The organism is Caballeronia sp. ATUFL_F2_KS9A (assembly GCF_023630765.1).
GTDB lineage: Bacteria > Pseudomonadota > Gammaproteobacteria > Burkholderiales > Burkholderiaceae > Caballeronia > Caballeronia zhejiangensis.
In genome coordinates this window covers 54,048-78,184 of record NZ_JALQEK010000024.1, presented here as the reverse complement: position 1 = coordinate 78,184, position 24,137 = coordinate 54,048, and the positions used below count along the sequence as shown (strand labels likewise).

The 24,137-nt window shown below is 64.8% G+C and carries 25 protein-coding genes and 1 pseudogene; 14 read left to right on the top strand and 12 right to left on the bottom strand.

Annotation, left to right across the window (positions count from 1 at the left end; translation table 11 throughout):
- Position 1: 1 nt before the first annotated feature.
- The gene (locus NCS67_RS14170; RefSeq protein WP_008353977.1) at positions 2-751 is read left to right on the top strand and encodes an LOG family protein; all 750 of its coding nucleotides are present in this window, start codon (positions 2-4) and stop codon (positions 749-751) included.
- Positions 752-808: 57 nt separating this feature from the next.
- On the opposite strand, the gene NCS67_RS14165 is transcribed toward NCS67_RS14170, so the two are convergent.
- Complete coding sequence (locus tag NCS67_RS14165) at positions 809-2,335, bottom strand: AMP nucleosidase (RefSeq protein ID WP_008353978.1); 1,527 nt, start codon at positions 2,333-2,335, stop codon at positions 809-811.
- A gap of 231 nt (positions 2,336-2,566) precedes the next feature.
- On the opposite strand from NCS67_RS14165, the gene NCS67_RS14160 reads away from it, so the two are divergent.
- The 5 genes from NCS67_RS14160 (at position 2,567) to NCS67_RS14140 (ending at position 6,013) form a co-directional block, all read left to right on the top strand.
- A complete protein-coding gene (locus NCS67_RS14160; protein ID WP_008353979.1) occupies positions 2,567-2,977 on the top strand; it encodes a hypothetical protein in 411 nt (136 codons plus the stop codon).
- A gap of 120 nt (positions 2,978-3,097) precedes the next feature.
- Positions 3,098-4,066, top strand: a complete 969-nt coding sequence (locus NCS67_RS14155; RefSeq protein ID WP_250435473.1) for a homoserine kinase — start codon at positions 3,098-3,100, stop codon at positions 4,064-4,066.
- Between the two features lie 8 nt (positions 4,067-4,074).
- Positions 4,075-4,896, top strand: coding sequence for a BPSS1780 family membrane protein (locus tag NCS67_RS14150; protein ID WP_008353981.1), 822 nt, complete (start codon positions 4,075-4,077; stop codon positions 4,894-4,896).
- 104 nt (positions 4,897-5,000) lie between these two features.
- On the top strand, positions 5,001-5,462 hold the full coding sequence (locus NCS67_RS14145; RefSeq protein WP_250435472.1) for a MarR family winged helix-turn-helix transcriptional regulator: 462 nt from the start codon (positions 5,001-5,003) through the stop codon (positions 5,460-5,462).
- A gap of 131 nt (positions 5,463-5,593) precedes the next feature.
- Positions 5,594-6,013, top strand: a complete 420-nt coding sequence (locus NCS67_RS14140) for an organic hydroperoxide resistance protein (protein WP_175982510.1) — start codon at positions 5,594-5,596, stop codon at positions 6,011-6,013.
- A gap of 70 nt (positions 6,014-6,083) precedes the next feature.
- On the opposite strand, the gene NCS67_RS14135 is transcribed toward NCS67_RS14140, so the two are convergent.
- Positions 6,084-6,257, bottom strand: a complete 174-nt coding sequence (locus tag NCS67_RS14135; RefSeq protein ID WP_008353986.1) for a DUF3563 family protein — start codon at positions 6,255-6,257, stop codon at positions 6,084-6,086.
- Positions 6,258-6,396: 139 nt separating this feature from the next.
- Positions 6,397-7,557: an extracellular catalytic domain type 1 short-chain-length polyhydroxyalkanoate depolymerase gene (locus NCS67_RS14130; protein WP_008353987.1), complete on the bottom strand. Its 1,161-nt coding sequence runs from the start codon at positions 7,555-7,557 to the stop codon at positions 6,397-6,399.
- 332 nt (positions 7,558-7,889) lie between these two features.
- Between NCS67_RS14130 and NCS67_RS14125 the strand changes: the two genes are divergently transcribed.
- Complete coding sequence (locus tag NCS67_RS14125; RefSeq protein ID WP_033536080.1) at positions 7,890-8,576, top strand: phosphatase PAP2 family protein; 687 nt, start codon at positions 7,890-7,892, stop codon at positions 8,574-8,576.
- A 29-nt stretch (positions 8,577-8,605) separates the two neighbouring features.
- On the opposite strand, the gene NCS67_RS14120 is transcribed toward NCS67_RS14125, so the two are convergent.
- Both NCS67_RS14120 and NCS67_RS14115 read right to left on the bottom strand, forming a co-directional pair.
- Positions 8,606-9,430 (bottom strand): TOBE domain-containing protein, encoded by an 825-nt coding sequence (locus NCS67_RS14120; RefSeq protein ID WP_034471893.1) that lies wholly within the window; start codon positions 9,428-9,430, stop codon positions 8,606-8,608.
- A 38-nt stretch (positions 9,431-9,468) separates the two neighbouring features.
- The gene (locus NCS67_RS14115) at positions 9,469-10,926 is read right to left on the bottom strand and encodes a CHAD domain-containing protein (RefSeq protein WP_250435471.1); all 1,458 of its coding nucleotides are present in this window, start codon (positions 10,924-10,926) and stop codon (positions 9,469-9,471) included.
- A gap of 182 nt (positions 10,927-11,108) precedes the next feature.
- Here NCS67_RS14115 and NCS67_RS14105 point away from each other — a divergent pair.
- Positions 11,109-12,696 (top strand): annotated as a pseudogene (locus NCS67_RS14105) (inorganic phosphate transporter).
- A 318-nt stretch (positions 12,697-13,014) separates the two neighbouring features.
- A complete protein-coding gene (locus NCS67_RS14100) occupies positions 13,015-13,173 on the top strand; it encodes a DUF3309 family protein (protein ID WP_008353994.1) in 159 nt (52 codons plus the stop codon).
- An 82-nt stretch (positions 13,174-13,255) separates the two neighbouring features.
- Here NCS67_RS14100 and NCS67_RS14095 read toward each other — a convergent pair whose 3' ends face one another.
- Complete coding sequence (locus tag NCS67_RS14095; protein WP_008353995.1) at positions 13,256-13,564, bottom strand: hypothetical protein; 309 nt, start codon at positions 13,562-13,564, stop codon at positions 13,256-13,258.
- 17 nt (positions 13,565-13,581) lie between these two features.
- Entirely contained in the window at positions 13,582-13,806 is a 225-nt protein-coding gene (locus NCS67_RS14090) for a hypothetical protein (RefSeq protein WP_008353996.1), read from the bottom strand.
- A gap of 276 nt (positions 13,807-14,082) precedes the next feature.
- Between NCS67_RS14090 and NCS67_RS14085 the strand changes: the two genes are divergently transcribed.
- From NCS67_RS14085 to NCS67_RS14075, 3 genes are all read left to right on the top strand, one after another.
- Positions 14,083-14,355, top strand: coding sequence for a DUF2866 domain-containing protein (locus NCS67_RS14085; protein WP_008353997.1), 273 nt, complete (start codon positions 14,083-14,085; stop codon positions 14,353-14,355).
- Between the two features lie 93 nt (positions 14,356-14,448).
- Complete coding sequence (locus tag NCS67_RS14080; RefSeq protein ID WP_008353999.1) at positions 14,449-14,886, top strand: MbcA/ParS/Xre antitoxin family protein; 438 nt, start codon at positions 14,449-14,451, stop codon at positions 14,884-14,886.
- Complete coding sequence (locus tag NCS67_RS14075) at positions 14,886-15,617, top strand: RES family NAD+ phosphorylase (RefSeq protein WP_250435470.1); 732 nt, start codon at positions 14,886-14,888, stop codon at positions 15,615-15,617. Before NCS67_RS14080 ends, NCS67_RS14075 begins: the two co-directional genes overlap by 1 nt.
- Positions 15,618-15,630: 13 nt before the next feature.
- Here NCS67_RS14075 and NCS67_RS14070 read toward each other — a convergent pair whose 3' ends face one another.
- The 5 genes from NCS67_RS14070 to NCS67_RS14050 all read right to left on the bottom strand — a co-directional run bounded on the left by NCS67_RS14070 (position 15,631) and on the right by NCS67_RS14050 (position 21,216).
- Entirely contained in the window at positions 15,631-16,959 is a 1,329-nt protein-coding gene (locus tag NCS67_RS14070) for a DNA topoisomerase IB (protein ID WP_008354002.1), read from the bottom strand.
- A gap of 73 nt (positions 16,960-17,032) precedes the next feature.
- The gene (locus NCS67_RS14065) at positions 17,033-17,770 is read right to left on the bottom strand and encodes a metallophosphoesterase (protein WP_250435469.1); all 738 of its coding nucleotides are present in this window, start codon (positions 17,768-17,770) and stop codon (positions 17,033-17,035) included.
- A gap of 153 nt (positions 17,771-17,923) precedes the next feature.
- Complete coding sequence (locus NCS67_RS14060) at positions 17,924-19,132, bottom strand: cytochrome c (protein WP_250435468.1); 1,209 nt, start codon at positions 19,130-19,132, stop codon at positions 17,924-17,926.
- Positions 19,129-20,724, bottom strand: a complete 1,596-nt coding sequence (locus NCS67_RS14055; RefSeq protein WP_250435466.1) for a GMC family oxidoreductase — start codon at positions 20,722-20,724, stop codon at positions 19,129-19,131. Before NCS67_RS14055 ends, NCS67_RS14060 begins: the two co-directional genes overlap by 4 nt.
- 36 nt (positions 20,725-20,760) lie before the next feature.
- Positions 20,761-21,216: a sugar dehydrogenase complex small subunit gene (locus tag NCS67_RS14050; RefSeq protein WP_250435464.1), complete on the bottom strand. Its 456-nt coding sequence runs from the start codon at positions 21,214-21,216 to the stop codon at positions 20,761-20,763.
- 98 nt (positions 21,217-21,314) lie between these two features.
- On the opposite strand from NCS67_RS14050, the gene NCS67_RS14045 reads away from it, so the two are divergent.
- Both NCS67_RS14045 and glgA read left to right on the top strand, forming a co-directional pair.
- A complete protein-coding gene (locus tag NCS67_RS14045; RefSeq protein ID WP_008354009.1) occupies positions 21,315-21,971 on the top strand; it encodes a DUF1345 domain-containing protein in 657 nt (218 codons plus the stop codon).
- A 307-nt stretch (positions 21,972-22,278) separates the two neighbouring features.
- Positions 22,279-23,928 carry a glycogen synthase GlgA gene (gene glgA, locus NCS67_RS14040; RefSeq protein WP_250435462.1) on the top strand — a complete coding sequence of 550 codons (1,650 nt, stop codon included), beginning with the start codon at positions 22,279-22,281 and terminating at the stop codon, positions 23,926-23,928.
- Positions 23,929-24,137: the final 209 nt, after the last annotated feature.

Genomic DNA, 24,137 nt, shown 5'->3' with positions numbered 1-24,137 from the left:
TATGAACAAGAGAAAAGTGATTCCGAGTCTGCGATCGCTCGCAGATCAAGAGCGCGCGACGGCCAAGAAGGCTCGCGCATCGTGGCAGATGTTCACGATTATGGCAGAGTTTATCGAGGCGACCGAGTACCTCTCGGAGATCCGCCCTGCCATCAGCATCTATGGTTCGGCGCGTCTGAAACCGGAGTCGCCGTACTATCAGCTCACGATCGAAATCGCGCAGAAATTCTCCGACGCGGGCTTCGCCGTCATATCCGGCGGCGGGCCGGGCATCATGGAAGCGGCGAATAAAGGCGCGCACGCGGGCAAGTCGCCTTCGGTCGGCTTGAACATCGAGTTGCCGCACGAGCAATCGGGCAATCAGTGGCAGGACATTTCGCTCCGCTTCCGTCACTTCTTCACGCGCAAGGTCACGTTCGTGAAGAACTCGGACGCGGTCGTGGTGATGCCGGGCGGCTTCGGTACGCTGGACGAGCTCGCGGAAGTGCTCACGCTCATCCAGACGAAGAAGTCACGTCACGTTCCGATCGTGCTCGTCGGCGCGGAGTTCTGGGCCGGCCTGCTCGACTGGTTCAAGAACACGTTGCTGACCAACGGCGTCATCAGCGAAAAGGATCTCGACCTGATGCAAGTCATCGACGATCCGGATCAGGTGCTCGAAGCCGTGTTGCGCTTCTATGAAGATCGCGAGGAATCGGTCGAACAGCCGGCTGAGAGCAAGTCGGATGAGGATCGGATGTTCTATCTTTAATCGAGACTCGATGCGAGCGGTTTCATGAACCGCTCGCATCGTCTCACGCAGAAGGCATCATTGAAACGCCACTTCCGCGAAGCTGCGCAACTTCCGCGAATGCAGCTTCGACAACCCATTCTCGCGCAGCAGTTCCATCGCCTTGACGCCGATTTGCAAGTGCTGATCCACCTGCGCGCGATAGAACTGATCCGCCATTCCCGGCAGCTTCAATTCACCGTGCAGCGGCTTATCGGACACGCATAGCAGCGTTCCGTACGGCACGCGGAATCTGAATCCATTGGCCGCAATCGTCGCACTCTCCATATCGAGCGCCACCGCGCGGCTTTGCGACAAACGCCGCACCGGCTCGCGATGATCGCGCAACTCCCAGTTGCGGTTATCGACGCTCGCGACGGTGCCCGTACGCATCACGCGCTTCAGTTCGACGCCTTCGAGCTGCGTCACCTGCGCCACCGCGCGCTCCAGCGCAACCTGCACTTCCGCGAGGGCAGGCACCGGCACCCAAAGCGGCAGATCGTCATCGAGAACGTGATCCTCGCGCACATAGCCGTGCGCCAGCACGTAATCGCCGAGACGCTGCGTATTGCGCAGCCCCGCGCAATGTCCGAGCATGATCCACGCATGTGGACGCAGCACCGCGATGTGATCCGTGATCGTCTTCGCGTTCGACGGCCCCACGCCGATGTTCACCATCGTGATGCCGCTGCCGTCCGCGCGTTTCAGGTGATACGCGGGCATCTGCGGCAGACGCGCGGGCTGCGCGCCTTCCTCCGGCTGCTCGCCGAGATTCGCGTTGTACGTGACGACATCGCCCGGTTCGACGAACGATGAATACGCGCTGCGATACGCGCGCGTTTCCTCGTCGTCGGCGCGCGACATCATCGTGCGGCCGAGCTTCACGAACTCGTCGATATAGAACTGGTAGTTCGTGTACAGCACGTAATTCTGGAAGTGCGTGGGCGACGTCGCCGTGTAATGCCTCAGCCGATGCAGCGAGAAATCGACGCGCGCGGCCGTGAAGAGCGCAAGCGGGTGCGGCTCGCCCGGCCCCGGCTCGTACGTGCCGTTGACGATGCGATCGTCGAGCAGCGCGAGGTCGGGCGTATCGAAGATATTGCGCATCGCGAGCAGCCGGTCGCGATCGAGATCGCCTTCGAGATGGATGCCTTCCGCGAACGCGAAGTGAATCGGAATGGGATGCGCCGACACACCGACTTCGAGCCCGACGTGATGGTTCTTCGTCAGCAGTCGCAATTGCTCGCGATAGTAATCGCCGAAAAGATCGGGACGCGTCAGCGTCGTTTCGTAGATGCCCGGCCCCGCCACGAAACCATATGAGCGCCGCGAATCGATCTGCGAGTTGAGCTCGGTACGCACGCGCACGAACGGATAGCACGCGCGCACGCGATGCGTGAACTGCTCGTTGCGGCGATAGCGCGCGAATGCATCGCGCAGAAATGCGGTATTCGCTTCATAGATCGCCGACAGACGCGCGACCGCCGCAGCGGGATCTTCGAAGGATTCGGTCGGAAAATCGTTGGCAGGCGTGCCCTGCGTGCTTTGAGTCCGGTCGTTTGTCATGATCTTGTGTCTTTCTTCGATGCCCTCGTAATGAATCGACATTAACACGGAAGAATGTGCGGACCATGAAGTCCCTCCTCACGTGAGTGCGTGCGATCACACCTCGCAACACGTTTTTGACGTTCGAAGTCAAATTTCGCGAAAGCGGCGCAAAATAAGGCGTTGGCTGCGCGCGCGCCGCTCAGTCAGCAACCGTTTTGTTAGAATCCGGCCATCGCCTGGAGAACCATCATGAAGCCGCACCTTTGCGCCGCCGCCGCGGCAGTCCTCGCCGCAGCAAGCTTCGGCGCATTCGCGCAGCCGGCGCAGCAAGCCGCGAACGCAGAACCCCAACCGGCGGTGCAGAAAATGTCGCCGGAAGAAGCGGCGGGCCTGCCCGATCTGAAATCCATCAACCGTCCGCCCGCGAACGTCAGCTCGAAAGTCGAGATTTCGCCGCCGCGCACACCGAGCTATCACGAGCTGAGCACCAACGGCACCGAGATCACCGAATTCCGCGACAAGGGCAAGCCCGTCGAAATCGACGTGCGTTCCAATTTCGGCACGCGCTATCAGATGAGCGCGCCCGCCGACACGTCGCCGCAAGTGCGCGACAACGGCAAGGCCAGTACGCGCCTGCCGTCGATCAACCTGCATTACTGATCACTTAAAGATGGCTTCGGACCCGCTCTTTCCGGGCGGGTCGCGGCACCGTGGCTGCATGCCCGGCGCCACCGTTCACCGGCCTCTTCCTGGCCGTCCAACCTGACCGACGTTTCCCGCATGGCCGTCTTCACTCCCGTCACCAACGCCGACCTCGGCGACTGGCTGCAAGACTACGATCTCGGCGATGTCGTCGAATTTCGCGGCATCCAGTCGGGCATCGAGAACAGCAATTTCTTTCTCACGACGACGCACGGCGAGTACGTGCTCACGATCTTCGAGAATCTCACGGCAACGCAACTGCCGTTCTATCTCGATCTGATGCGCCATCTGGCTTCGCATCGCGTGCCGGTGCCCGATCCGATGCCGCGCCGCGACGGCTCGCTCTTCGGCATGCTGCATGGCAAGCCCGCGTCGATCGTGACGAAGCTCGAAGGCGCGCCCGAACTCGCGCCGACGTCCGCGCATTGCATCGAAGTGGGGCAGATGCTCGCACGCATGCATCTCGCGGGGCGCGACTTTGCGCAGCATCAGCCGAATCTGCGCAGCCTTTCATGGTGGCAGCAGAAGGCGCCGTCGATCGCCGAATTTTTAAGCGGCGAGCAGCGGGCATTGTTCGAAGACGAACTCGCGCATCAGGCTGAATTTTTCGGCTCGGCGGATTACGCGTCGCTGCCGGAAGGCCCGTGCCATTGCGACCTGTTCCGCGACAACGTGCTGTTCGCGCACGGCCGCGGGCACGCGCGCCTCGGCGGTTTCTTCGACTTCTACTTCGCGGGCGTCGACAAGTGGCTGTTCGATGTCGCCGTAACGGTCAACGACTGGTGCATCGATCTCGCCACCGGCGTGCTCGATCCCGCGCGCGTCGATGCGATGCTGCGCGCCTATCAGACGGTGCGTCCGTTCACGCCCGCCGAAGAGCGTCACTGGAACGACATGCTGCGCGCCGGCGCGATGCGCTTCTGGGTCTCGCGCCTTTTCGACTTTCATCGCCCGCGCGAAGCGCAAATGCTCAAAGCGCACGATCCCGGCCATTTCGAACGCATTCTGCGCGAACGCGTCAAAGCCGCTTCTCCCGCCAATCGATAACCAGCAACATGCGACTGATCGAAGTTCCGGCCAAGACCGGCTACGTGTGGTTCCGTCAGGGCATCTGGCTGTTCCGCCGCAACCCGTTTGCCTTCCTCACGGTGTTCTTCGCGTATCTGTTCGTGATGACGCTGATCTCCCGTGTGCCGCTCGTCGGCCCGTTGCTGCCGCTGCTGTTCATTCCGGGGGTCGCGGTCGGCTTCATGGCGGCGTGCCGCAACACGATCGCGGGCAAGCCCGTCTGGCCGACCATTCTCGTCGACGGATTCCGCTCGTACGGCAGCGTCGTCGCGCGCAGGCTGCTCGCGCTGGGCGCGCTGTACATCGTCGCGATGATGGTCATCTTCATGGCGTCGGCGCTCGTGGATGGCGGCACGCTGCTCAGCATCATGATGGGCGACGGCCCGAGCGGCGATCCGGAAACGGTTGCCGCGAGCTTCAGTCCGCTCGCGGTGCTCGTCGCGATGGCGTGCTATGTCCCGATCGCGATGCTGTTCTGGTTCGCGCCGATCCTCGTCGCGTGGCACGACGTGCCGCCCGCGAAGGCGCTGTTCTTCAGCCTCGTCTCGTGCTGGCGCAATCGCGGCGCGTTCATTTTTTACGGCGTGCTGTGGATCGTGATCGCGCTCGCGGTCTCGTTCGGCCTGACCACGCTGATGCAGGCGCTCGGCGTGGGACAGGAAATGGCGCTCGCGGTGCTGATGCCGGCATCGATCATCGTCACGACCGCGCTGTATTGCTCGTTTTACGCGACTTATCGCGGCTGTTTCGGCGTGCAGTCCCCCGATTCGCCGGACATTCCCGACGCACCGGGCACGCCCAAGGCTTGACCGGATGCCGCGCTCTTCGAACGGGCGCGGCGATGATTCGTGCGCGAAGCATTGCACGTACACTAGCGAGATCGGCCATCCCGGCCTTTCGCCGCGCCTCTGTCATGACCTCGTCAAACGTTTTGCCTGAGTTTCCGCTCGAACTCGATCAGCAGTTGTGCTTCGCGCTCTATTCGACTTCGCTCGCGATGACGAAGGCGTACAAGCCGCTGCTGGAGAAGCTCGGGCTGACGTATCCGCAATACCTGGCGATGCTCGTGCTTTGGGAATCCGACGACCTCACGGTCAAGGAAATCGCCGCGCGTCTCTCGCTCGATTCCGCGACGATGACACCGCTTCTCAAGCGTCTCGAAGCGCAGGGCTATGTCGAGCGCGTGCGCGGCGTGGAAGACGAGCGCCAGGTTCACATCCGACTGACCGACGCCGGCGCCGCGCTGAAACAAGCCGCCCGCGCGATTCCCAGCGAAATCTACTGCGCCTCCGGTTCGGACATCGACGCGATGCTGCGTCTGCGCAACGATCTGGTGCGGCTGCGCGCCTCCCTCGGCGAGTACATCGACGGCTGATCCGAACCGATAGCAACACGCTAACGGCCCCATCGTGGAATTTTAATTTGCACACTAATTAATAGCGCGATATATTTACGCCGTGGTGAACGCAGTATTGATCTGAGAACCGAAACATAAGGAGAGAAACGATGAGCATCCTGTACAAGGCGACGGCAACCAGCACCGGTGGACGCGATGGCCGCGCCATTTCCTCGGACGAGCAATTGAATGTGAAGTTGAGCGCGCCGAAGGAACTGGGCGGAACGGGCGCACCGGGTACGAATCCCGAGCAATTGTTCGCTGCGGGCTATTCCGCCTGCTTTCTCTCAGCGATGAAGTTCGTCGCGGGTCAGCAAAAGCGCGCAGTGCCGGCCGATACAAGCGTAACGGCGGACGTGGGCGTCGGTCCCAACGATGCAGGCGGATTCAAGCTCGATATCGAGCTGCGCGTGTCGCTGCCGGGCCTCGACGCGCCCGACGCTCAGGCATTGGTCGATGCAGCACACAAGGTTTGCCCGTACTCGAACGCGACACGCAACAACGTGGATGTGCGCGTGAAGCTCGTCTGAGACGACGCGAGCGGAAACAAAAATGCCGGCCTAAAAGGCCGGCATGTTCCAGAACCGTCGAAGGCAGAGCTTAGTTGGACATCCACGCCGGGTGACGCGCCGTAGCACGCTGATCCAGCTTCTTCATACGATATTCGAGATCGTAGATGTCCGTGGCTTCGGCGAGATAAGCGTCGTCGCGCGCGCGATCGCGTTCATCGGCGGATTTGGTCAGGAACAGGAAAATGCGGCTGAGCAGGAACATGGTGGGCCTCGCTTGAATACTGGGGTTACTACCTATGAAGCGGATTATAGGGTAATCCCTGATCCAACGCCAGCCCTAATCGCTAGAACGCTGATACTAAAGACTAAATTGCAACACCTGCAACACGGCACGCTGGGCGTCAGGCGACGTACGCATCGCGCGCGGCCTCGCTCGGACGCCGCTGGTGCTTGAAAAACTCCCACATCACCGCTGAAGAATCCGGTCCTTTGGACGAGTGGAAAGCGACGGTATCGTCGCCGCCGGCCCATGAATGGCCCAGGCCGCGCACGATCGACGTCTTCACCACACGTCGGCCGTTCTTGAAATAGTCCGTCACGACACCATCCGGATGCGCTTCCTCGCGCGCCTCGCCCGCGCGGCGATTGCCTGCGGCGTCGATGAAGCCGTTCAGCCGCAGGAACTGCTTGGCGAGCTGCTCGGCGTTCGCGGCCGCGACCACCGAATCCAGTTCTCCGTGCACGATGATCGCCGGCATGCCCGGATAATCGCGAACGTCGACAGCCGCGTCGATGAGCGTGACGGGATCGCTGCGCGCGCCGCGGCGCATGACGTCCATCGCGCCGATGGCCGAACGCGCCTCGCCGAACACCACGCCCGAGTGCAGGCCGACGGCCGCGAACACGTGCGGATAACGCACGGCGAGCAGCGCCGCGAGTCCCGCACCGGCGGACATGCCCGCAAGATAGACGCGCTCCGGATCCAGATCGTGCTGCTCGACCATCGCGTTCACCAGCGAGACGACGGACGCAGCTTCGCCACCGCCGGCGCTACCGGAATCGTCATACCAGCGCCAACAACGATGCGCGTGATCGTGCTTCGATTGCTCCGGATACAGCACCGCGAATCCGTATCGATCGGCAAGCAGATTGATGCGCGTGCCTTGCGCGAATTCGTCGGCGTTCTGCTTGCAACCGTGCAGCATGACCACGAGCGGAACCGGCTCGGACCCGGCTTTCGGCGGCAGATAGAGCGCGTAGGACATGTGATTGACGAAGCGGCCGCTCGTCGGCGGGGCCGAATGATACGAGCGCGCCCACTTCCCGCGCGCCCACGCCGACGCGCGCGGACGCACACGCGATTCGCGCGGCACGGGACGCGCGCTGGCGCGGGGCGCTGTTGCCGCCTTCGCAGACGCCCCCGATTTCAGTTTCGACTTGACGGTTTTCGCGCGCGCGGGCTTGGCCGCCGCACGGGGCTTGGGTGTGCGGATCGCTTCGACTTGGCCGGCGACCAGGCGTCTCAAGCCGCGCAACCAGAGCTTGGTAAGGCTTTTGGACATTTCGGCTGGGTCCTCCACTTCATGCAATGGGATGGCGCGACGAAAACGCGCGCCGTGTTGTGCATTGCACAATAACATTAAAACGGCTGGATAACCTGCCTTGAGCGCACAGATCTCGGGATGAATTAACAGCAAATCGCGAAGATAGCCAAAATTAGACGATAGTTACGCGATGTAACCGTCAACTCGCTTTAAGCAATGTCGGATAATTCAGTATGTTCCCAAGCGTTATACTGGAGCGAATTTGCGGCAGCGTGTCGAAGCGCCAGCCGCCGGCAGAACGGCCCGCTCGCCGCTGCCGCACTGCAGCAACCCTTATTCCCACAAAACCAATGACCGTAGACCTACCCGTTTCCGCCTGGATCTCCGTGACCGCGCTCGGCAGCGTCGGCGTGATGGGGCCGGTGGCCCTCATCGTCGCCGCATGGCTCGCCGTCGGCTATCGATGGAAATATTCTGTCGCGTGGCTCGCACTGCTCGGCGCGGCGAGCGGCCTCGTCGCGTTGAGCAAGATCGCGTTTATCGGCTGGGGTATCGGCGTGCGCCATCTCGACTTCACCGGCGTCAGCGGACATGCGCTGATGTCCACAGCGGTGCTGCCCGTAGCGATTTTCGTCGCGCTGTTGCCCGCGCGCGGCGCGTGGCGCGCCATCGGCGTCGCGCTCGGTCTGTTGCTGGGCGTATGGGTGGGCGTGTCGCGCGTCGTGCTCGACGCGCATTCGGTATCGGAAGTGGTCGCTGGTTGCGCGCTCGGCGCGGTCGTCGCGCTCGCGTTCGTGTGGTTCGCGTGGCGCGCCGAGTCCGGCAGGCTCGCGCCGGCGCCCGTCGCCGCGAGTCTCGCGGCGGTCGTCGTGGCGCTGCACGGCGTGCCCGTGCCGACGCAGCAATGGATCACGGAAATCGCGCTCGGGCTGTCGGGCCATGAGCGTCCGTATGTGCGGGCAAGCTGGAAGTCGAAGAAATTTCGCGCGCCGGAACGCCGCACTGAACTGCCGCAGGACGACCGCGCGGCCGCCTGACGCGGCCGCTGCGTTCACTGCATGATGCCTTAATCGTTCACGCCGATAATCACGCTCGACGCCTTGATCACCGCAACGGCCTTCTGACCTTGCGTCAGGCCGAGCGTGTCCGCGCTCTGGTTCGTGATGATCGCGGTGATGGTCGTGCCGCCGTCGAGCGACAGCGAAACCTCCGCGTTCACCGCGCCCTTCGTCAGACTGGCAACCGTGCCACGCAACTGGTTGCGCGCCGACAGCTTTGCGCCGGTGTCTTCCATCAGCATGACCCACGACGCCTTGATAAGCGCGAACGCATCGCTGCCTTCCTTCAGGCCCAGCGCCTGCGTGCTCTCGTGCGTGACGACCGCGACGATCGTCTGCCCGCCGGGCAAGCCGAGTTCGATTTCGTCGTTCACCGCTCCACGCGTGACCTTCGTCACCTTGCCGGCCAGTTGGTTGCGTGCGCTTGTTTTCATTCCCAATCTTCCGATCAGTTCCCAATCGTGGGCGAAGCCTTCGATGGCCGCGCCCGCCCGTTCCAGAAATTTCCGATGCTCGCGTTCGATCGCGTGATACGTGTCGATGAGACGCAACGCTGATGGCGTGAGCGTTGTGCCGCCGCCGCCCTTGCCGCCCGCCGCGCTGGTCACGAGCGGTTCGCCGGCAAGGTTGTTCATGGTGTCGACGGCGTCCCACGCGCCCTTGTAGCTCATGCCCACGGCCTTCGCCGCGGCGGTGATCGATCCCGTGTCGCGGATCGCGGCCAGAAGCGCAATGCGCGCCGCGCCCCCGAGCGTCTCCGTGCCGCTGCGCAGCCATACGGAGCCACCGAGTTCCAGCGGATCGCGCACCTTCGACGGTGCTGTTTTACTCATCTCTAGCCTCTGTGATCGTGCTGAAACAATGGGACGGATTATATCGATGCCTTCACACGCGGACGGTGCATCGAACGCAGCAGCCGCTCGCCTTCGCGCGCGTCCTTGCGCGCCGACGCCGCACCCCAGGCCCGCGCGAAACCGCGCTGATAATCGGTGGCTTCGGGGAGCGCCGCGAGCCGATCGGCGGCGACGGCTGCATCGTTTGCTTCGCCGAGCACCGTCTGCAATTCGCCGAGCAGCTTCGCCGTGTCGGTACGCGTTCTCCGCGACGTCACCGAGCGGAAGAATTCGAGCGCATATCGCAGGCGCTTGGCATGGATGCGGACGCGATGCCGCTCATGCGCTTCGAGCGACGCGAGATCGGGCGCGCGCGCGATACGCCGGTAGTCCTTGCGGATGCGTTTTTCGGCAAAGCTGACAAAGCGCATCGGCGACTCGTCTTCCTGCGATGAGAACCGCGCGAGCCATTCGACGAACGCGAGCATCAGGCGTGCATGGCGCTTCGACGCCAGCGCGTCGTGCACCTTGTCGCGCGCGACGCGGCGCTTCACGTCCGCAGCGGCGATGACCGGTTGCCAGCGCGCGGCGTCGTCGTCCGATTCGGCGTAGGCAGGCAGCGTCCTGTCGGTGAAGACGTCCCAGTCGCGTGCATCGGCGAGCAGGTCGCCGAACCACTTCAGATCGGGCGCGATGCGCGCATTCCACGTGTCGTCGATATCGTCGCGAAAGAGCTTCAGCAGCGTCTTCAGCCGACGCTGCGCGACGCGCAACTGATGCACGTGCTCGTCGCCCAGACCCGCGCGCGACGCGGCCGCGTTGCCGAACCACTGCCCCGCCACCGACGCCGCGATGGCGACGAACGCTTCGCGGCGCGTCGCCGTGCGCGGCAGGTCGAGTTTCGCGGCATGCACAGGTTCCGCTTGCGATGCGTGCTCGTCGTCCGGCGCGATGAAAAACGGCGCGGCGTCGATCACCTCGCCCGCGAGCCCGAAGACGGCGTCCAGCGCGCCGTTCAGCGCGGGCGCCGCGAGCCGCAAGATCGGCGGTTCCCCTTCCGAAGTTTCGAGCGACGCGAGAATGTCCGCGCCGCCGGCATCGACGCGCCATTCGATGCGTTCGATCTCGCGCCCGGCTTCCGAGTCCGCCGCCATACCCCGATGCGCGTTCGCGAGCGGCTCGGCGAGCGCGTCGTCGGCATGCGCGAATTCGACCAGCGACGCCGCCAGATCCTCACCCGCGGGCCGCGCGAAAGTCCGATAGCGCGTGAAGCCGGGCATCGGCACGCTCTCTTTTTGCACGGCGCACAGCGTGCGCGCGCCCTCGAGCGTTTCGATCGACAACCGCCATCGCGGCGTTTTCAGCGGAATCTCGCGCGTCGTGAAGCGCGTCCGGACGGGTTCCGCGCCCGCGAATGCGGCCACGCGATGCAGCGCGTCCTCGGCTCCATCGTCCGATCGATGCGCGTGCAGCGTCACCTCGATCCACATCGTCATGAAGTCTCCCCGGGCGATCTGACGCCGCCCGTCAATTCATACGAAATGGCTGCCGTTTCCCGATTCATGAAATCGACACACGCGCCGGGAAACATGCCCATTTGAGCTTCTGAAACGCTTCTCGTCTGCTTTTTCACCTTTCCGATACGACCTCGCGCAGGACCAGCCCCAGGGACGCGTTCATGAACCAGATTGCCTTTCCTCAATCCCAGACGGGCCGCACGCTCGGACAACGCCTCGCGCTACTGCTCTTTCTGCTCGCCATCGGCGCGGGCGCGGCGTACTGCGTCCTGCATCTGCTCGAAGATCTCGCGCCGGTGCGCGAATCGTCGGCGTTTCCATACATTCTGCTCGGCGTCGCGCTCCTGATTGCGCTCGGCTTCGAATTCGTCAACGGTTTTCATGACACGGCGAATGCTGTCGCCACTGTAATTTACACGCACTCGTTGACGCCAAACTTAGCGGTAGTCTGGTCGGGAGCATGGAATTTCATCGGCGTGTTGATTTCGAGCGGCGCGGTCGCGTTCGGCATCCTGCAATTGCTGCCGGTGGAACTGATCATCGGCGTCGGCAGTTCGCAGGGCTTCGCGATGGTCTTCGCGCTCCTCATCGCGGCGATCATCTGGAATCTCGGCACCTGGGCGCTCGGCCTGCCGTCGTCGAGTTCGCATACGCTGATCGGCTCGGTGATCGGCGTCGGCCTCATGAACCAGATGTTGCACGGCACGAACGGCACGTCGGGCGTCGACTGGAGCCAGGCGATGTCCGTCGGCAAGTCGCTGCTGTTTTCGCCGCTCGTCGGCTTCATCCTCGCGGGTTTTCTGCTTTACGTGCTGAAGCTCGTCGTGCGCGTGCCCGCGCTCTACAAAGAGCCGGAGAAGAACACGCCGCCGCCGTTCTGGATCCGCTGTCTGCTGATCCTGACATGCACGGGCGTGTCGTTCGCGCACGGCTCGAACGATGGCCAGAAAGGCATGGGCCTCATCATGCTGATCCTGATCGGCACCGTGCCGACCGCCTACGCGCTGAACAAGGCCGTGACGGCGAGCGAAACGCAGACGTTCGTCGCGGTGAGCCGCAGCGCATCGGACGTATTGCAGCGCTACAGCAACGGCGCTCCGCCCGCCGCCGACGCGCGCGCGCAGGTCGAGAAAATACGTGCAGACGAAGACGCTCGCGCCGGACACGATCGCGTCACTGAAGCGCGTCGTCGACTCGATCGAAGCGCAGATCCGCCCGAGCCACACGATGGCCGAAGTGCCGCAGGGCAACGTCCGAAACGTGCGCAACGAGATGTACATCGCGTCGGAGGCGCTGCGCATCATGGAGAAGCAGAAAGCGCCCGCCTTTTCCAAGGACGACGACGCCGTGCTCGGCAACTACAAGAAGCAGCTCGACCACGCGACGAAGTTCATCCCGACGTGGGTGAAGGTCGCCGTCGCCGTCGCGCTCGGATTGGGCACGATGGTCGGGTGGAAGCGGATCGTCGTGACGGTCGGCGAGCGCATCGGCAAGACGCATCTGACGTACGGACAAGGCGCGTCGGCGGAACTCGTCGCGATGCTGACCATCGGCGCCGCCGATGTCTACGGCTTGCCCGTCAGCACGACGCACGTGCTGTCGTCGGGCGTCGCGGGCACGATGGCCGCGAACGGCTCCGGCCTGCAATGGCGCACCGTGCGCAGCCTCGCGCTCGCGTGGATCCTGACGCTGCCGGTTTCGATCGCGCTCGCGGGCCTGCTGTTCTGGGCGTTCCGCGGCCTATTCTGAGCGGATCGCTTGCGTAAAAAGCGGCGCGCGAAGGCTTTCGCGCGCCGTGCAAGTTTTGCCCGTCCCGCCTCGTTTCGCCTCTCCTTTTCGACATTCGTCTGCGCTGGCGCACATTCGCTCACTGCCCGCAATGCCTGATGCCGCGGGCTTTCGTCGCTACTGGCACGGCCATTGCTCGTATGCAGTCGTCGATCGCAAGACTGATCGTGCCGGCGGCCACGAACCGCCGCTCCTTCGGCGCATGACTGTCGATGACAGTTGGGAGGCTGCGCCGGACGCCGATCCGTCACGCGATCATTTGAATAAGGAGAAGTCGAAATGACGATCGGAACCATACTGCTGATCATCCTGATCCTGCTCTTGATCGGCGCCATTCCTTCCTGGCCGCACAGCCGCAGTTGGGGCTACGGGCCGAGCGGGATCGTCGGCGTCGTGCTGATCGTAGTGATCGTTCTGTTGCTGATGGGTCGGTTGTGACATCGCGCGGCTGCTGTTGGCCGCGTAAGAAAAAAGGGGCGCTCCCGGCGGGACGCCCCTTTTTGTCGATTGCGGCCGCGGTCTAGACGCGCATCACCTGGCCGTTCGGCTCGATCTTGCGCGGGATGACCGGCTCGCTCTGCTTCGGCGACGATGCCTTCGAACGCGGCGTGACCGGCGCCTGTTCGATAGCGGCTTTATCGGCGACCTGCTTCACGGACGTGGCGCTCTTGTGCTTCTTTTTGGCTGCCGTCTGCGGCGCCGCGTGCGTCTTGCTCTTGCCCTTGACGGACTGTGCTTCGGGAGGATTCCAGACTTCCGTGTAGCGCTCGGCCGCAAAAAGCGACGACGAGCCGATCAGAAGAACGACGATCAGGAATACGCGCTTCAAGTGATTCGCTCCAACGGTTAGTGGCCCGCTCTGCGCGAGAGGATGGCGTCGAGCGTCTGCTCGGATGTTTCCAGCTCGAGCAACGCGGCGTCGAGACGCTCGATCGAGCGCGCGACGGAGCGCCCGTCCCGCTCGAAATCCGGCTCGCCGCGCGTGGCGTCGAACGCCGCGTTGACCGCGCGCGTCGCGCGCATGAAACGTTCGAGCGCAGCGGCTTCGAGCGGATCGTTGCGTGGGTTCATCGGCGAGCTCCTGTTGCGGACAAGCTGTACGAATATACAGTAAGCCGACGCCGCGGCAAACAGGCGGCGCGCGTCGTGGCGAAAATGCCGAAGCGCCTCTTGACCGGCGCATGCATCGGCCTTCGGCGGCTCGCAGCGGCGTTTTGCCGCGCATCGATGCGGCGTCGCGCGCGATTAAGTCCCTCTTAATTCTGCGCCGACACACTCGTCTCGCGATCCGGCTCCGTTGCCGCCGTCCGCACCGGACGGCCGAGCCATCACCGTGAGGAACGTGCCATGCCAGCCAACACCGCCGCGCGCCGCAGCTTCGCCAATCTCGCTCCGACAATGCGCAAACAATACGCGCTCACCCTGCGCGAATGCCGTCTTTCCCTGCCGGTCGAGCCGCCGTGGGGCGCGCCTTACCGAATGGTCGAATGGGCGTCGAAGACCGACCAGCGCGTGCAGCGACGCGTCTTTCCCGCCGACTGCACGCCGTCGCAAATCGCCGATGCGCTCAAATCCCACGTACCGGGCCGCCGCTACGGCCCGACCGACGACGAAGACTGATCCGGCGCTTCGAGTCAGAAAGCGCATGGCGGGCTTGCATTAATCCAAATGTGGACTAATATTATTGCAAAGTTCCTTTGGAGACTTAACGACATGCCCAACGCCGCACGCGCCGAACATGCGTCGGCCGGCCGTCCGGTGCCGCGTCCGGCGCTGGATTCGGGTGATCTATCCGCTGCCGGTCTACGCGCCTTCTTCAATATCGCCCGCGACTGGGCGCTATCCGCCGAGGAGCAGATCACGCTGCTCGGCTCGCCGGGGCGCTCCACCTATTTCAAATGGAAGCAGGACCCCGAATCCGCCCGCCTCGCTCGCGACACGCTCGAGCGCCTTTCGCTGATTCTCGGCATCTACAAGGCGCTGCAAATCCTTCTCCCCGATCCGAAAGCCGCCGATACCTGGATCCGCCGCCCCAATGCCGCGCCGCCGTTCGGCGGGCGTCCGGCGCTCGATCGGCTGCTGGCGGGCAATATCAGCGATCTCGTCGCCGTGCGCCAATATCTCGACGCGATGCGAGGCGGCTGGGCGTGATGGGAATTGCATTCAGCAAGGACACACCGAACTGGCGCGAACAGTGGCCCCACAGTCTGCTCGACTGGTCGCCGGCGTATCGCGTGATTCCCACGCGCTTTCCTGCCGTCAATCTCTTCGATCGCGTGGCGTCGCCGCAGGACTTCGAAGCGCTCTACGCACTGGAGGCGATGACCAACGACCGCCTGCGCACCGAAATCGGCGAACTCGATCTCGTGCCCGCGGAAGAGCGCTGTTTCGGGCCGGGCTGCGGGCCGATCATGGCGGCGTTCACGCATCTGAATCCGAACGGCAGCCGCTTCTCGGACGGCAGCTACGGCGTGTTTTACTGCGGCCGCGAGCGGCAGACGGCGATCGCGGAAACGCGCTATCACTCCGGGCTTTTTCTCGCCGCGACGAACGAAGCGCCGACGCGCCAGCAGATGCGTCTCTACACAGTGCGGGCGCACGGCGATGTCGTCGATCTGCGCGGCGACGCGATCGCGCGAACGGGCCTCGATCCGCGCATCCTCGCGCCGGACGACTACGGCCCGGGCAAGGCGCTCGGACGCGCGATACGGGCGGCCGGTGCGCCGGGGATCGTGTATCCCTCGGTGCGCGATCCGCAGGGCGAATGCCTCGCCGCCCTGCGCACGACGATGCTGCGCGACTGCCGGCACGCGGCGTATCTCGAATACAACTGGAACGGCGAGGCGATCGACTACGTGTTCGAGCTGAATCAGGTCGGCTGAACGGGCAAACGTTTCACCTTCCCGAGCCGATCGCCACAGCCGTTTCGGTGCGCGTGCGCGAGAGCTTCTTCGACGCCGGGCGCGCCGCCTTTCTCGCCGCTTTCTTGCCGACCTGCTCGAGCGCCTGCGACGCCGCGTTCTTGCCGCTCGATTTCAGCGCACCCGCGCGCGCCTTGCGGCTCGATTCGCCGAGCAGCCGGGTCAGGCGCGCGTCGCTTGGCGTCGCGCCTTTGCGGTTCTTGCGCGCCGCCTCGCGCGTGCGGCGTTTCGCTTCCTTTTCGAGGAAGATCGCGAGCGCGGCTTCATCGGTCTTGAGACCGTGACGGCGCGACGCGGGCATCGATTCGGCGAGCTCGCCGGCTTCGAACGCCTCGATCACGGCCGGATGCACATAGCATTTGCGGCACACGGCGGGCGTATTGCGCAGCAGTTGCGCGACTTCCTTCACCGTGCCGACGACATGCTTGCGCGCCTCGGTCACCGTCTCCCATTTCAGCTTTCTCAGCGCCGCGAGCGCGAACACGCTGCCCGCCCACGTCCGGTAATCCTTCGCCGTGAAATCCGCGCCGGTGATCTCGCGCAGATATTCGTTGATGTCGGATGAAGAAACCGAATGGCGCTCGCCGTCCTCATCGAGATACTGGAAGAGATCCTGCCCCGGCAGATCCATGCAGCGCTTGACGATGCGCGCGACCCGCGCGTCGCTCACGGCCACATCGTGCTCGATGCCGCTCTTGCCGCGAAACTTGAACCGCAACGTTCCCGCCGACACTTTCAGATGCCGCTTTCTCAACGTCGTCAGTCCGTACGAGCGGTTTTCGCGCGCGTATTCCTCGCTGCCGACGCGGATCAGCGTCGTATCGAGCAGACGCACCACGGTCGCGAGCACCTTGTCGCGCGGCATGCCGTCGAGCGCCAGATCGCGCGTAACCCGCGAGCGCAGTTTCGGCAGCACCGCCGAAAACGCGAGCATGCGTTCGTACTTGTTCGCGTCGCGCGTTTCGCGCCATTGCGGGTGATAGCGATATTGCTTGCGACCGCGCGCATCGCGTCCGGTCGCCTGGAGATGGCCGCGCGAGTCGGGGCAAATCCACACATCGGTGTAAGCGGGCGGAATCGCGAGCGCGTTGATGCGGCGAATCTCGGCTTCGTCGTCGATGCGCTTGCCCTGCGTGTTGAAGTACGCGAACGCGCCGTCGATCCATTCGCGCGTATAGCCGCGCCGCGAATCGTCCACGTAGCGCAGGCCGGGCGGCAAATCATCCGGGCAGCCCTGCACGTCGGCCGTCAGGCGGTCGCCGGCGCCGCCGCCTGTCTCGTTGTTCGTTCCGATTTTCGCCACCGCGCGCCTCGCCTGATTGGTCTTCTATCGATGGCGAAGATTCGAGCAACGTGCGTGCCGCGTTGCACCGGAGTCACGGCAGCGCGAGTTCGCGCGCGCCTTCGGACGACGCCCAGCGCTCTTTTACGGACCAGCGCTCGTCGGTGCCGGCCTGCACGATCGTGAGCCGGCCTTCGGGCGCGAACGCGCACGTATCGATGTAAATCTGCGAGCCGATCTGCTTCACCGCGCGCGTCGGCGTATGGCCGCAGTAAGTGGGCGACAGGCCGAATTGCAGCCCGGGGTCCGCGTGACCGAGCGCAAGGCTGCGGCCCCAAAGGATCTGCCCGCGGACGTCTTCGTGATAGTCGCCGGCATCGAGTTCGGCGTCGTTGCCGAAGAACTCCGCGTGCAGCACGTTGAAGCGCCGCTCGCCCTCGCCGACGATCCGCACGAGCGGCAGCGTCGAGAGCCGCGCGGCGAGCGCGGCAAGGTGATCGTCGGGGACGGTTTCAGCCCACGCGCCGCCGATCGCGTACCACGATTGACGGCGCATCGCGCCGGTCGCGACCGCGATCAGCGCATCCTCGTGATTGCCGAGCACGGGATAAAACCACGGCTTGTCGATGAGATCGATGGCCGCGAGCGAATCCGTGCCGCGATCGACCAGATCGCCGACGGAGAACAGCCTGTCCCGCGCGCCGTCGAAACCGATTTCGTGCAGAAGATAACGCAGCGCATCGACGCAGCCGTGCAGATCCCCGACCACGAAATCGCGGCCGAGATCATTGGCGGGATGCCTGCAGACGATAGGATAGGTAGGACCATTCATGCGCCGATGATAGCGCTCGTCAATGACGCCGTGTGCGGGGTGGATCGCTTTTGCAAGCAATACGCAAGCCGCGCGCACACTCGTTACAGCGGCGTTACCGGGGCGCGTCCGGTCGACGTAAAAAGTGCTGTTCCCGACCTTTTGCAACCGCAGTTATTGCTCGATGACGCGAAGCCGCGCGACGGCTTTCGCATCGATCGACGCGCGTGGATCGCCGAATTGACGCGTCACGAAGTTGCTCAGAACGGCGATCTGCTCGTCGGTGAATTGCGCGTCGAATGCGGGCATCAGCGCGTGCGCATCGCGGGTCTTGCGATTCACGCCGCGCAGGATCACGAGAACGAGATTGCTCGCCGCCGCCGCGCCGCCATCACGCGCGAGCGGCGGAAACGGCTTGCTGCCCTCGCCTGTCGCGCCGTGGCAACTGGCGCACGCGGCGGCGTAAAGACGCGCGCCTTCCGAATCGATCGATGTCGTGTCCGCCCTCGCCGGGTCGCTCACGCGCGCGTCTTTCGCCGCGACGGGCGGCACGGCGCGCAGATACACGATCATCGAACGCAGATCCGCGGGCGTCAGATGCTGCGTGCCAGTCGCGACGACTTCGGCCATCGGTCCGAGCGCATGGGCACGGCCGGGCGCGGCGCCCGTCGACAGAAAGCGCAGCAGTTCGTCGTCGCGCCACGCGCCGATGCCCGCGACGCGATCCGGCGTCAGATTGCCCGCCTGCCATCCCGCGACCGTCGCCCCGGCAAGCCGCTTGCTTCCCATCAGCCCGCCGATGCCGTTGCGCGGCGTGTGGCACTCACCGCAATGCCCGAGCCCTTCGACGAGATACGCGCCGCGATTCCACTCCGCGCTCTTCGACGGATCGGGCACGAAGCGCCGCGGCGAAAACTCGAGAAGATTCCACAGCGCCATGAGCCAGCGCTGATCGAACGGAAACGCGAGCGTGTTGCGCGGCGTCGCGGACCGCACGGGCGGCACGGTCGCGAGATAGGCGCGCATCGCGAGCAGATCGGCGTCGGAAAGCAGCGTGTACGACGTGTACGGAAACGCGGGATAAAGCCGCTCGCCGTTCCTGCCGATGCCCTCGCGCATCGCGCGGATGAACTGCGCGTCGGTCCATGCGCCGATGCCCGTTTCGCGATCGCTCGTGATGTTCGGCGCGAACACGTCGCCGAACGGCGTCGGGATCGGCCTGCCGCCCGCGAACGGCCGCGCGGATTCCGAGCGGGCGGTATGGCAGCTCATGCAGCCGCCCGCGCGCACGAGATATTCGCCTTGCTCGACTCTGGTTTGCGCCTGGGCGGCGCCGGACGCGCACGCCAGCAGAACGATCAGGCACGCGAGCCGCGCCTTCATCGCAGGGACGCCTCGATCGTGCCGGCGAGCCGCAGCGACAACGCCGCGATCGTCAGCGTGCAGTTGACGGAGCCGCCCGCGGGCATCACCGCGCTCCCGGCGATGAACAGGTTCGGATGATCGTGCGCGCGGCATTCGTCATCGACGACGGAATCGTTCGGATCGCGGCCCATGATCGCCGTGCCCATGATGTGGCTGCTCGCGCCGAGCGAATCGTCGTGCTCGATTTCCGTGCCCTCGAAAATCCCGGCGATGCGCGCGAACTGCGCGTGCGTGTCGGCGGCGCTCTTGCGCACGTAATCGTCGATCGAATACGCGATTTCCGGGCGCGGCAAGCCGAGCGCGTCCTTTTGCGCCGACAGCATCACGCGATTTTCGCTCGACGGCAGTTGCTCGTGAAAGCTGCCGAACGTGAGCCTGCGCGCGCATTGCTCGCGAATCTGCCGGTCGAGCTCGCCGCCGGTCAGCCCTTTATCCAGCAGATTCCGGGTGACGGCGAGCGTCGGCGCCGCGTTCGACAGATGCAGCTTCTTCGCCGCCTGCTGCGCGCGAAACGGCCCGTCGCGCAAATCGACGATCGACGACATCTCCACTGGCCCGCGTCCCGGCCACAGCGCCTCGTTGGCGAGAAAGCTGACGCTCGCGGCGGGATGATCCATCAGATTGCGCCCGACCTGATCCGAGCCGTTGCCGATGCCCTTCGGAAACCGCGCGGACGTCGACATCAGAAGCAGCTTGGGCGTCTCGATGCCGTTCGCCGCGATGACGAAGCGCCTGCCGGTCACGCGCGTCGAGAGGCCGTTCGGGTCCTTGCAATGGATCGCGACGATCTCGCCGCGATCGTTCGCCTCGATGCGATACGCGACCGCCTGCGCGACGAGCGCCGCGCCCGCGCGTTCGGCCTTGTCGGCGTGCGACGCTGCGTGATACAGCGCGCCGATCGGACAAATCGGCATGCAATTGTTGTTGCCGCAGCACGCGGGGCGCGCGTCGTACGGACGGCTGTTGCGCGCCATCGGCTCGGGCACCACGCGATACGACTGCGCGCCGAGCAACTCGGCGACGCGCCGGTCCATCCACGAGAGCGGCAGCGCGTCCATCGGATAAGGTGTCGAGCGCGGCGAGCCGAGATCGATGTCCGGTCCCGCGACGCCCAGATCGGCTTCGGCCTGCCCGTACCACGGTTCGAGCGTCTCGTAGGGAAACGGCCAGTCGCGCCCGACGCCGTACAGCGTTTTCACGCGAAAGTCAGAAGGCAAAAGGCGCCACGCCGCGCCGGCCCAATGCCACGTCGTCCCGCCGACGAGCCGCAGATATTGCGGCTGGTACGGCGTCGCGCCGCGATCGACGAGATAGGCGCCGGGATTCATCGGCTCGGGGCGCGGCGCGTGACGCACGAGCGGATACGGCGCGCAGAGATCGCGCTTGTCGGCGGCGCGGCGAAAGTTCTCGACGATCTGCCAGCGCGCAAGACGCGGCCCGGCTTCGAGCAGAATCACCGACGCGCCCGCTTTCGCCAGCCGGTACGCGACGAGACTGCCCGCCACGCCCGAGCCGACGACCACGACGTCCGCCGAAGTGGAACCCGCCATGCGCGTGCCCTTGTCTTGAATGGCGATGCGCGGCGCTCAGGGCTTCTTCGCCCAGTCGGCCGGCTCGCCGCGGCAGTATGAGGGAACCGTGAGCATGTCGCCGACGGGATCGAACATCAGTGCGCGTTCGTACGCAACGACTTCGACATGCGGCGGCTCGCCGACGACGCCGAGATACCACGCGCGCATCACGCTGCCGACCGTCTTCGCAAGCTCGGGACGCGTGGCTTCGAGCGCGGCGGTGATGATGTCGGTGGGCGTGCCGCCGTGCGTCGCGATCCACTTCTCGAGCGCGGCGATCTTCGCGGCGAAGTCCGCGTCGTGCCGGGCAAGCGCCGCGTGCACGCGTTCGGCGAGACGCGGATCGAAGTGCGTGCGGCCGGTGAGTTTCATCGACACGGCGAGAAACGCGCCGATTCCGCTCGCGGGCGGTTCCTGAGCGCGCGCCGGCACGAGCAGCGCGCACGCGCCCGCCATGATTCCCCTTCGCATCGCAAACGACGTCATCTCTGGCACTCAGCTTGTTGAAAGGCGATCGGGCAATAATCGCAGCGTCGGGCGATGCCTGCCTCACATGCGGACAAAACGAAATGAAGCCGATCTTCCCGCCCGTACTGCGCAACCGGCCGCGCGCGCTGATCGGCCTGGCTGTTGGTTGCGTCGCCGCCGCTTTGGTTCCGGCGCACGTGCGGCCGACGGCGCGCGCGCTGATCGGCTGGGACTCGGCCGTGTGGCTCTACCTCGCGCTCATCTGGGTGAAGATGGCGTCCGCGCGCCAGAGCGACGTGCAGGAACTCGCCGAGCGCGAAGACGAAAACGCCGCGACCGTGCTGATGGTCGTGAGCGTCGCGGCGATTGCGAGCATCGTGGCGATCGTCGTCGAGCTGTCGACCGCGAAGCACATGGGCGCCGGCGCGGTGCTGCATTACGTGCTCACCGGCGCGACGATGCTCGGCGCATGGTTCCTGATCCCGACGATGTTCACGCTCCACTACGCGCGGCACTACTATCAGTCGCCGGACAACGATACCGCGCTGAGATTTCCCGACCGTCATCTGAAGCCGGGTTACTGGGACTTCCTCTACTTCTCCTTCACGATCGCGGTCGCGTCGCAGACCGCCGATATCGCGCTTGCATCGACGTCGGCGCGCCGCACGGCGCTCGCGCAATCGGTGCTGTCGTTCTTCTTCAATCTCGCGGTGCTCGGGCTTTCGATCAACATCGCCGCGAGCATGGTCGGCGGCTGAAACGACGCTGTCACGCGCGCGCCATAAGCTCGACGAACGGCTCATCGAACGCGCCGTGTAAAAACGCGGCGCGCGCCGCAGTCAGTTTTACACGCGGCACGTTCGTGCCTTTCTTGCTCTGCGGGACGTGGGCGCCGGCGGTCTCGTCGTGCCATAGGCGGAAATGAACGTGCCGCAGCGCACACACGCCCCCGCTCGGTGGCACAGCGATTGCTGCATTGCGCCAGCCCAATCAGAAGAAACCCGGATCAGCACTCGCTCGCGCGGCCTCGCGCTCGTGCGTTCCGCATGCACAGGAGAGCCCATTTTGCCTTTGAACGTTCTGCTGGTCGCCTCCGAAGCCGTCCCGCTCGCCAAGACCGGCGGACTCGGCGATATGGTCAGCGCCTATGCTGCCGCGCTGCGCGAAGCCGGCGTCGATGCCACCATCCTGCTTCCCGCCTATCCGAACGCTATTGCCCAAGCAGAAGGCCTGAGCAAGATCGGCACCCTCACCGGCCTGCCCGGCGGCAACGCGGCGCTGCTGCGCGGCCGTATGCCCGATACCGGCGTGCCGGTTCTGCTGCTGCGCTGCGACACGCTCTACGCGCGCGACGGGCTTTATCAGGACGAACAGGGCCGCGACTATCAGGACAACGCGCTTCGCTTCGCGACGCTTTCCGCCGCCGCGGTGCGGATCGCGCAAGGCGTGCGCGGCGTGAAGAAGCCGGACATCGTTCATGCACACGACTGGCACACGGGCCTGACGCCGCTTCTGATGAAGCACGCGGACGTGCACGCAAAGAGCGTATTCACGATCCACAATCTCGCATTCCAGGGCAACTACGCGCTCTCGCTTGGTGCGTCGCTCGGCGTGCCGGAAAAGTGGCTCGTGCATGCGTTGAGCGACCCGAAGAGCATCGAGTTCTATGGCGCATTGAGTCTGATGAAAGCGGGCATCGTCCACGCCGATCGCGTAACGACCGTCTCCGAAACTTACGCGCGCGAAATTCTCACGCCGCGCTTCGGTCATCTGATGGAAGGCGTGCTGCAAAGCTGCGCCGACAAGCTGTCGGGCGTCGTGAACGGCATCGACGAAGAAACGTGGAATCCCGCCGCCGATCCGCTCATCGAACGCACCTATTCCTTCGACGATATGCGCGGCAAGCACGCGTGCAAGCGCGCGCTGCAACGCATGTTCGGCTTGCCCGTCGATCCGTTCGCGCCGCTGATGGCGATCGGCAGCCGCATGACCGGTCAGAAACTCGCCGATGTCGTGCTCGATGCGCTGCCGCGTCTGCTCGCGCGACATCCGCGTCTGCAGCTCGCCGTGATCGGCAAGGGCGAGGCGCATATCGAAGCCGGTTTCAGGAAGCTCGCGCAGGAATGGCCGGATCGCGTGGGCGTGCATATCGGATACGACGAACGGCGCGCCCATGCCCTGCACGCGGGCGCGGACATCCTTCTGCACGGCAGCCGCTTCGAGCCGTGCGGCCTCACGCAGATGTATGCGATGCGCTACGGCACGCTGCCGGTCGCATCGCGCGTGGGCGGCCTCGCCGACACGATCGTCGATGCGGCGCAAAACGAACTGCACGGCATGCGCGACGTGCTCCGTCCATCGGCGTGGCTGCGCGACGGCACGCATGATCTGCCTGTCGCGCCGGTCCCCGCGCCGCGCTCCTCGCACGCGCCCACCGGCTTTCTCTTCGATGGCGAACGCGCGGACGATATCGTCTACGCCGCGAGCCGCGCGCTCGACGCCTACATGCGTCCGCAAGTGTGGCGCGCGTTGCAGCGCAACGCGATGTCCTGCGATTTCGGATGGAACGAAGCCGTGACGACGATGGTCGCACTGTACGTCGGCCTGAGCGGCGCGCGTCCGAGCCGCACCGCATTGCGTGCGCGCCGCGTGGCCGATGTCATGCCGACGCCCGCACGGGCACAGGACGCGCATTCGATGGCGCGCACCGCGTGAGCGTGCCGGCGGCAGTTGCTCCATAGTAGCGACCAGGGTTCGAACCGGGCGCGGCACGCAACGTGCTGTCCCGCCCGTGCATGAGCCCGAAGGAAATCACTTGGGGACCGTGGCGCCCACCGTGATGCAAGAAGGCATTCGATGCACGGTGCATCGCGACAACGCGGCCAGGCAGGCGTCGAAATCCGGCGCCAAGGTGTAATCTGAGT

Excerpts from the sequence above, each read along its gene's own strand:
- NCS67_RS14120 (WP_034471893.1), bottom strand. The coding sequence starts at position 9,430 with ATGAGTAAAACAGCACCGTCGAAGGTGCGCGATCCGCTGGAACTCGGT.
- NCS67_RS14055 (WP_250435466.1), bottom strand. The coding sequence starts at position 20,724 with ATGGCGGGTTCCACTTCGGCGGACGTCGTGGTCGTCGGCTCGGGCGTG.
- NCS67_RS14135 (WP_008353986.1), bottom strand. The coding sequence starts at position 6,257 with ATGTTCCTGCTCAGCCGCATTTTCCTGTTCCTGACCAAATCCGCCGAT.
- NCS67_RS14080 (WP_008353999.1), top strand. The coding sequence starts at position 14,449 with ATGCCCAACGCCGCACGCGCCGAACATGCGTCGGCCGGCCGTCCGGTG.
- NCS67_RS14140 (WP_175982510.1), top strand. The coding sequence starts at position 5,594 with ATGAGCATCCTGTACAAGGCGACGGCAACCAGCACCGGTGGACGCGAT.
- NCS67_RS14165 (WP_008353978.1), bottom strand. The coding sequence starts at position 2,335 with ATGACAAACGACCGGACTCAAAGCACGCAGGGCACGCCTGCCAACGAT.
- NCS67_RS14115 (WP_250435471.1), bottom strand. The coding sequence starts at position 10,926 with ATGACGATGTGGATCGAGGTGACGCTGCACGCGCATCGATCGGACGAT.
- NCS67_RS14085 (WP_008353997.1), top strand. The coding sequence starts at position 14,083 with ATGCCAGCCAACACCGCCGCGCGCCGCAGCTTCGCCAATCTCGCTCCG.
- NCS67_RS14065 (WP_250435469.1), bottom strand. The coding sequence starts at position 17,770 with ATGAATGGTCCTACCTATCCTATCGTCTGCAGGCATCCCGCCAATGAT.
- NCS67_RS14050 (WP_250435464.1), bottom strand. The coding sequence starts at position 21,216 with ATGCGAAGGGGAATCATGGCGGGCGCGTGCGCGCTGCTCGTGCCGGCG.
- NCS67_RS14125 (WP_033536080.1), top strand. The coding sequence starts at position 7,890 with ATGACCGTAGACCTACCCGTTTCCGCCTGGATCTCCGTGACCGCGCTC.
- NCS67_RS14130 (WP_008353987.1), bottom strand. The coding sequence starts at position 7,557 with ATGTCCAAAAGCCTTACCAAGCTCTGGTTGCGCGGCTTGAGACGCCTG.
- NCS67_RS14155 (WP_250435473.1), top strand. The coding sequence starts at position 3,098 with ATGGCCGTCTTCACTCCCGTCACCAACGCCGACCTCGGCGACTGGCTG.
- NCS67_RS14150 (WP_008353981.1), top strand. The coding sequence starts at position 4,075 with ATGCGACTGATCGAAGTTCCGGCCAAGACCGGCTACGTGTGGTTCCGT.
- NCS67_RS14170 (WP_008353977.1), top strand. The coding sequence starts at position 2 with ATGAACAAGAGAAAAGTGATTCCGAGTCTGCGATCGCTCGCAGATCAA.
- NCS67_RS14100 (WP_008353994.1), top strand. The coding sequence starts at position 13,015 with ATGACGATCGGAACCATACTGCTGATCATCCTGATCCTGCTCTTGATC.
- NCS67_RS14090 (WP_008353996.1), bottom strand. The coding sequence starts at position 13,806 with ATGAACCCACGCAACGATCCGCTCGAAGCCGCTGCGCTCGAACGTTTC.
- NCS67_RS14045 (WP_008354009.1), top strand. The coding sequence starts at position 21,315 with ATGAAGCCGATCTTCCCGCCCGTACTGCGCAACCGGCCGCGCGCGCTG.
- NCS67_RS14160 (WP_008353979.1), top strand. The coding sequence starts at position 2,567 with ATGAAGCCGCACCTTTGCGCCGCCGCCGCGGCAGTCCTCGCCGCAGCA.
- NCS67_RS14145 (WP_250435472.1), top strand. The coding sequence starts at position 5,001 with ATGACCTCGTCAAACGTTTTGCCTGAGTTTCCGCTCGAACTCGATCAG.
- NCS67_RS14060 (WP_250435468.1), bottom strand. The coding sequence starts at position 19,132 with ATGAAGGCGCGGCTCGCGTGCCTGATCGTTCTGCTGGCGTGCGCGTCC.
- NCS67_RS14075 (WP_250435470.1), top strand. The coding sequence starts at position 14,886 with ATGGGAATTGCATTCAGCAAGGACACACCGAACTGGCGCGAACAGTGG.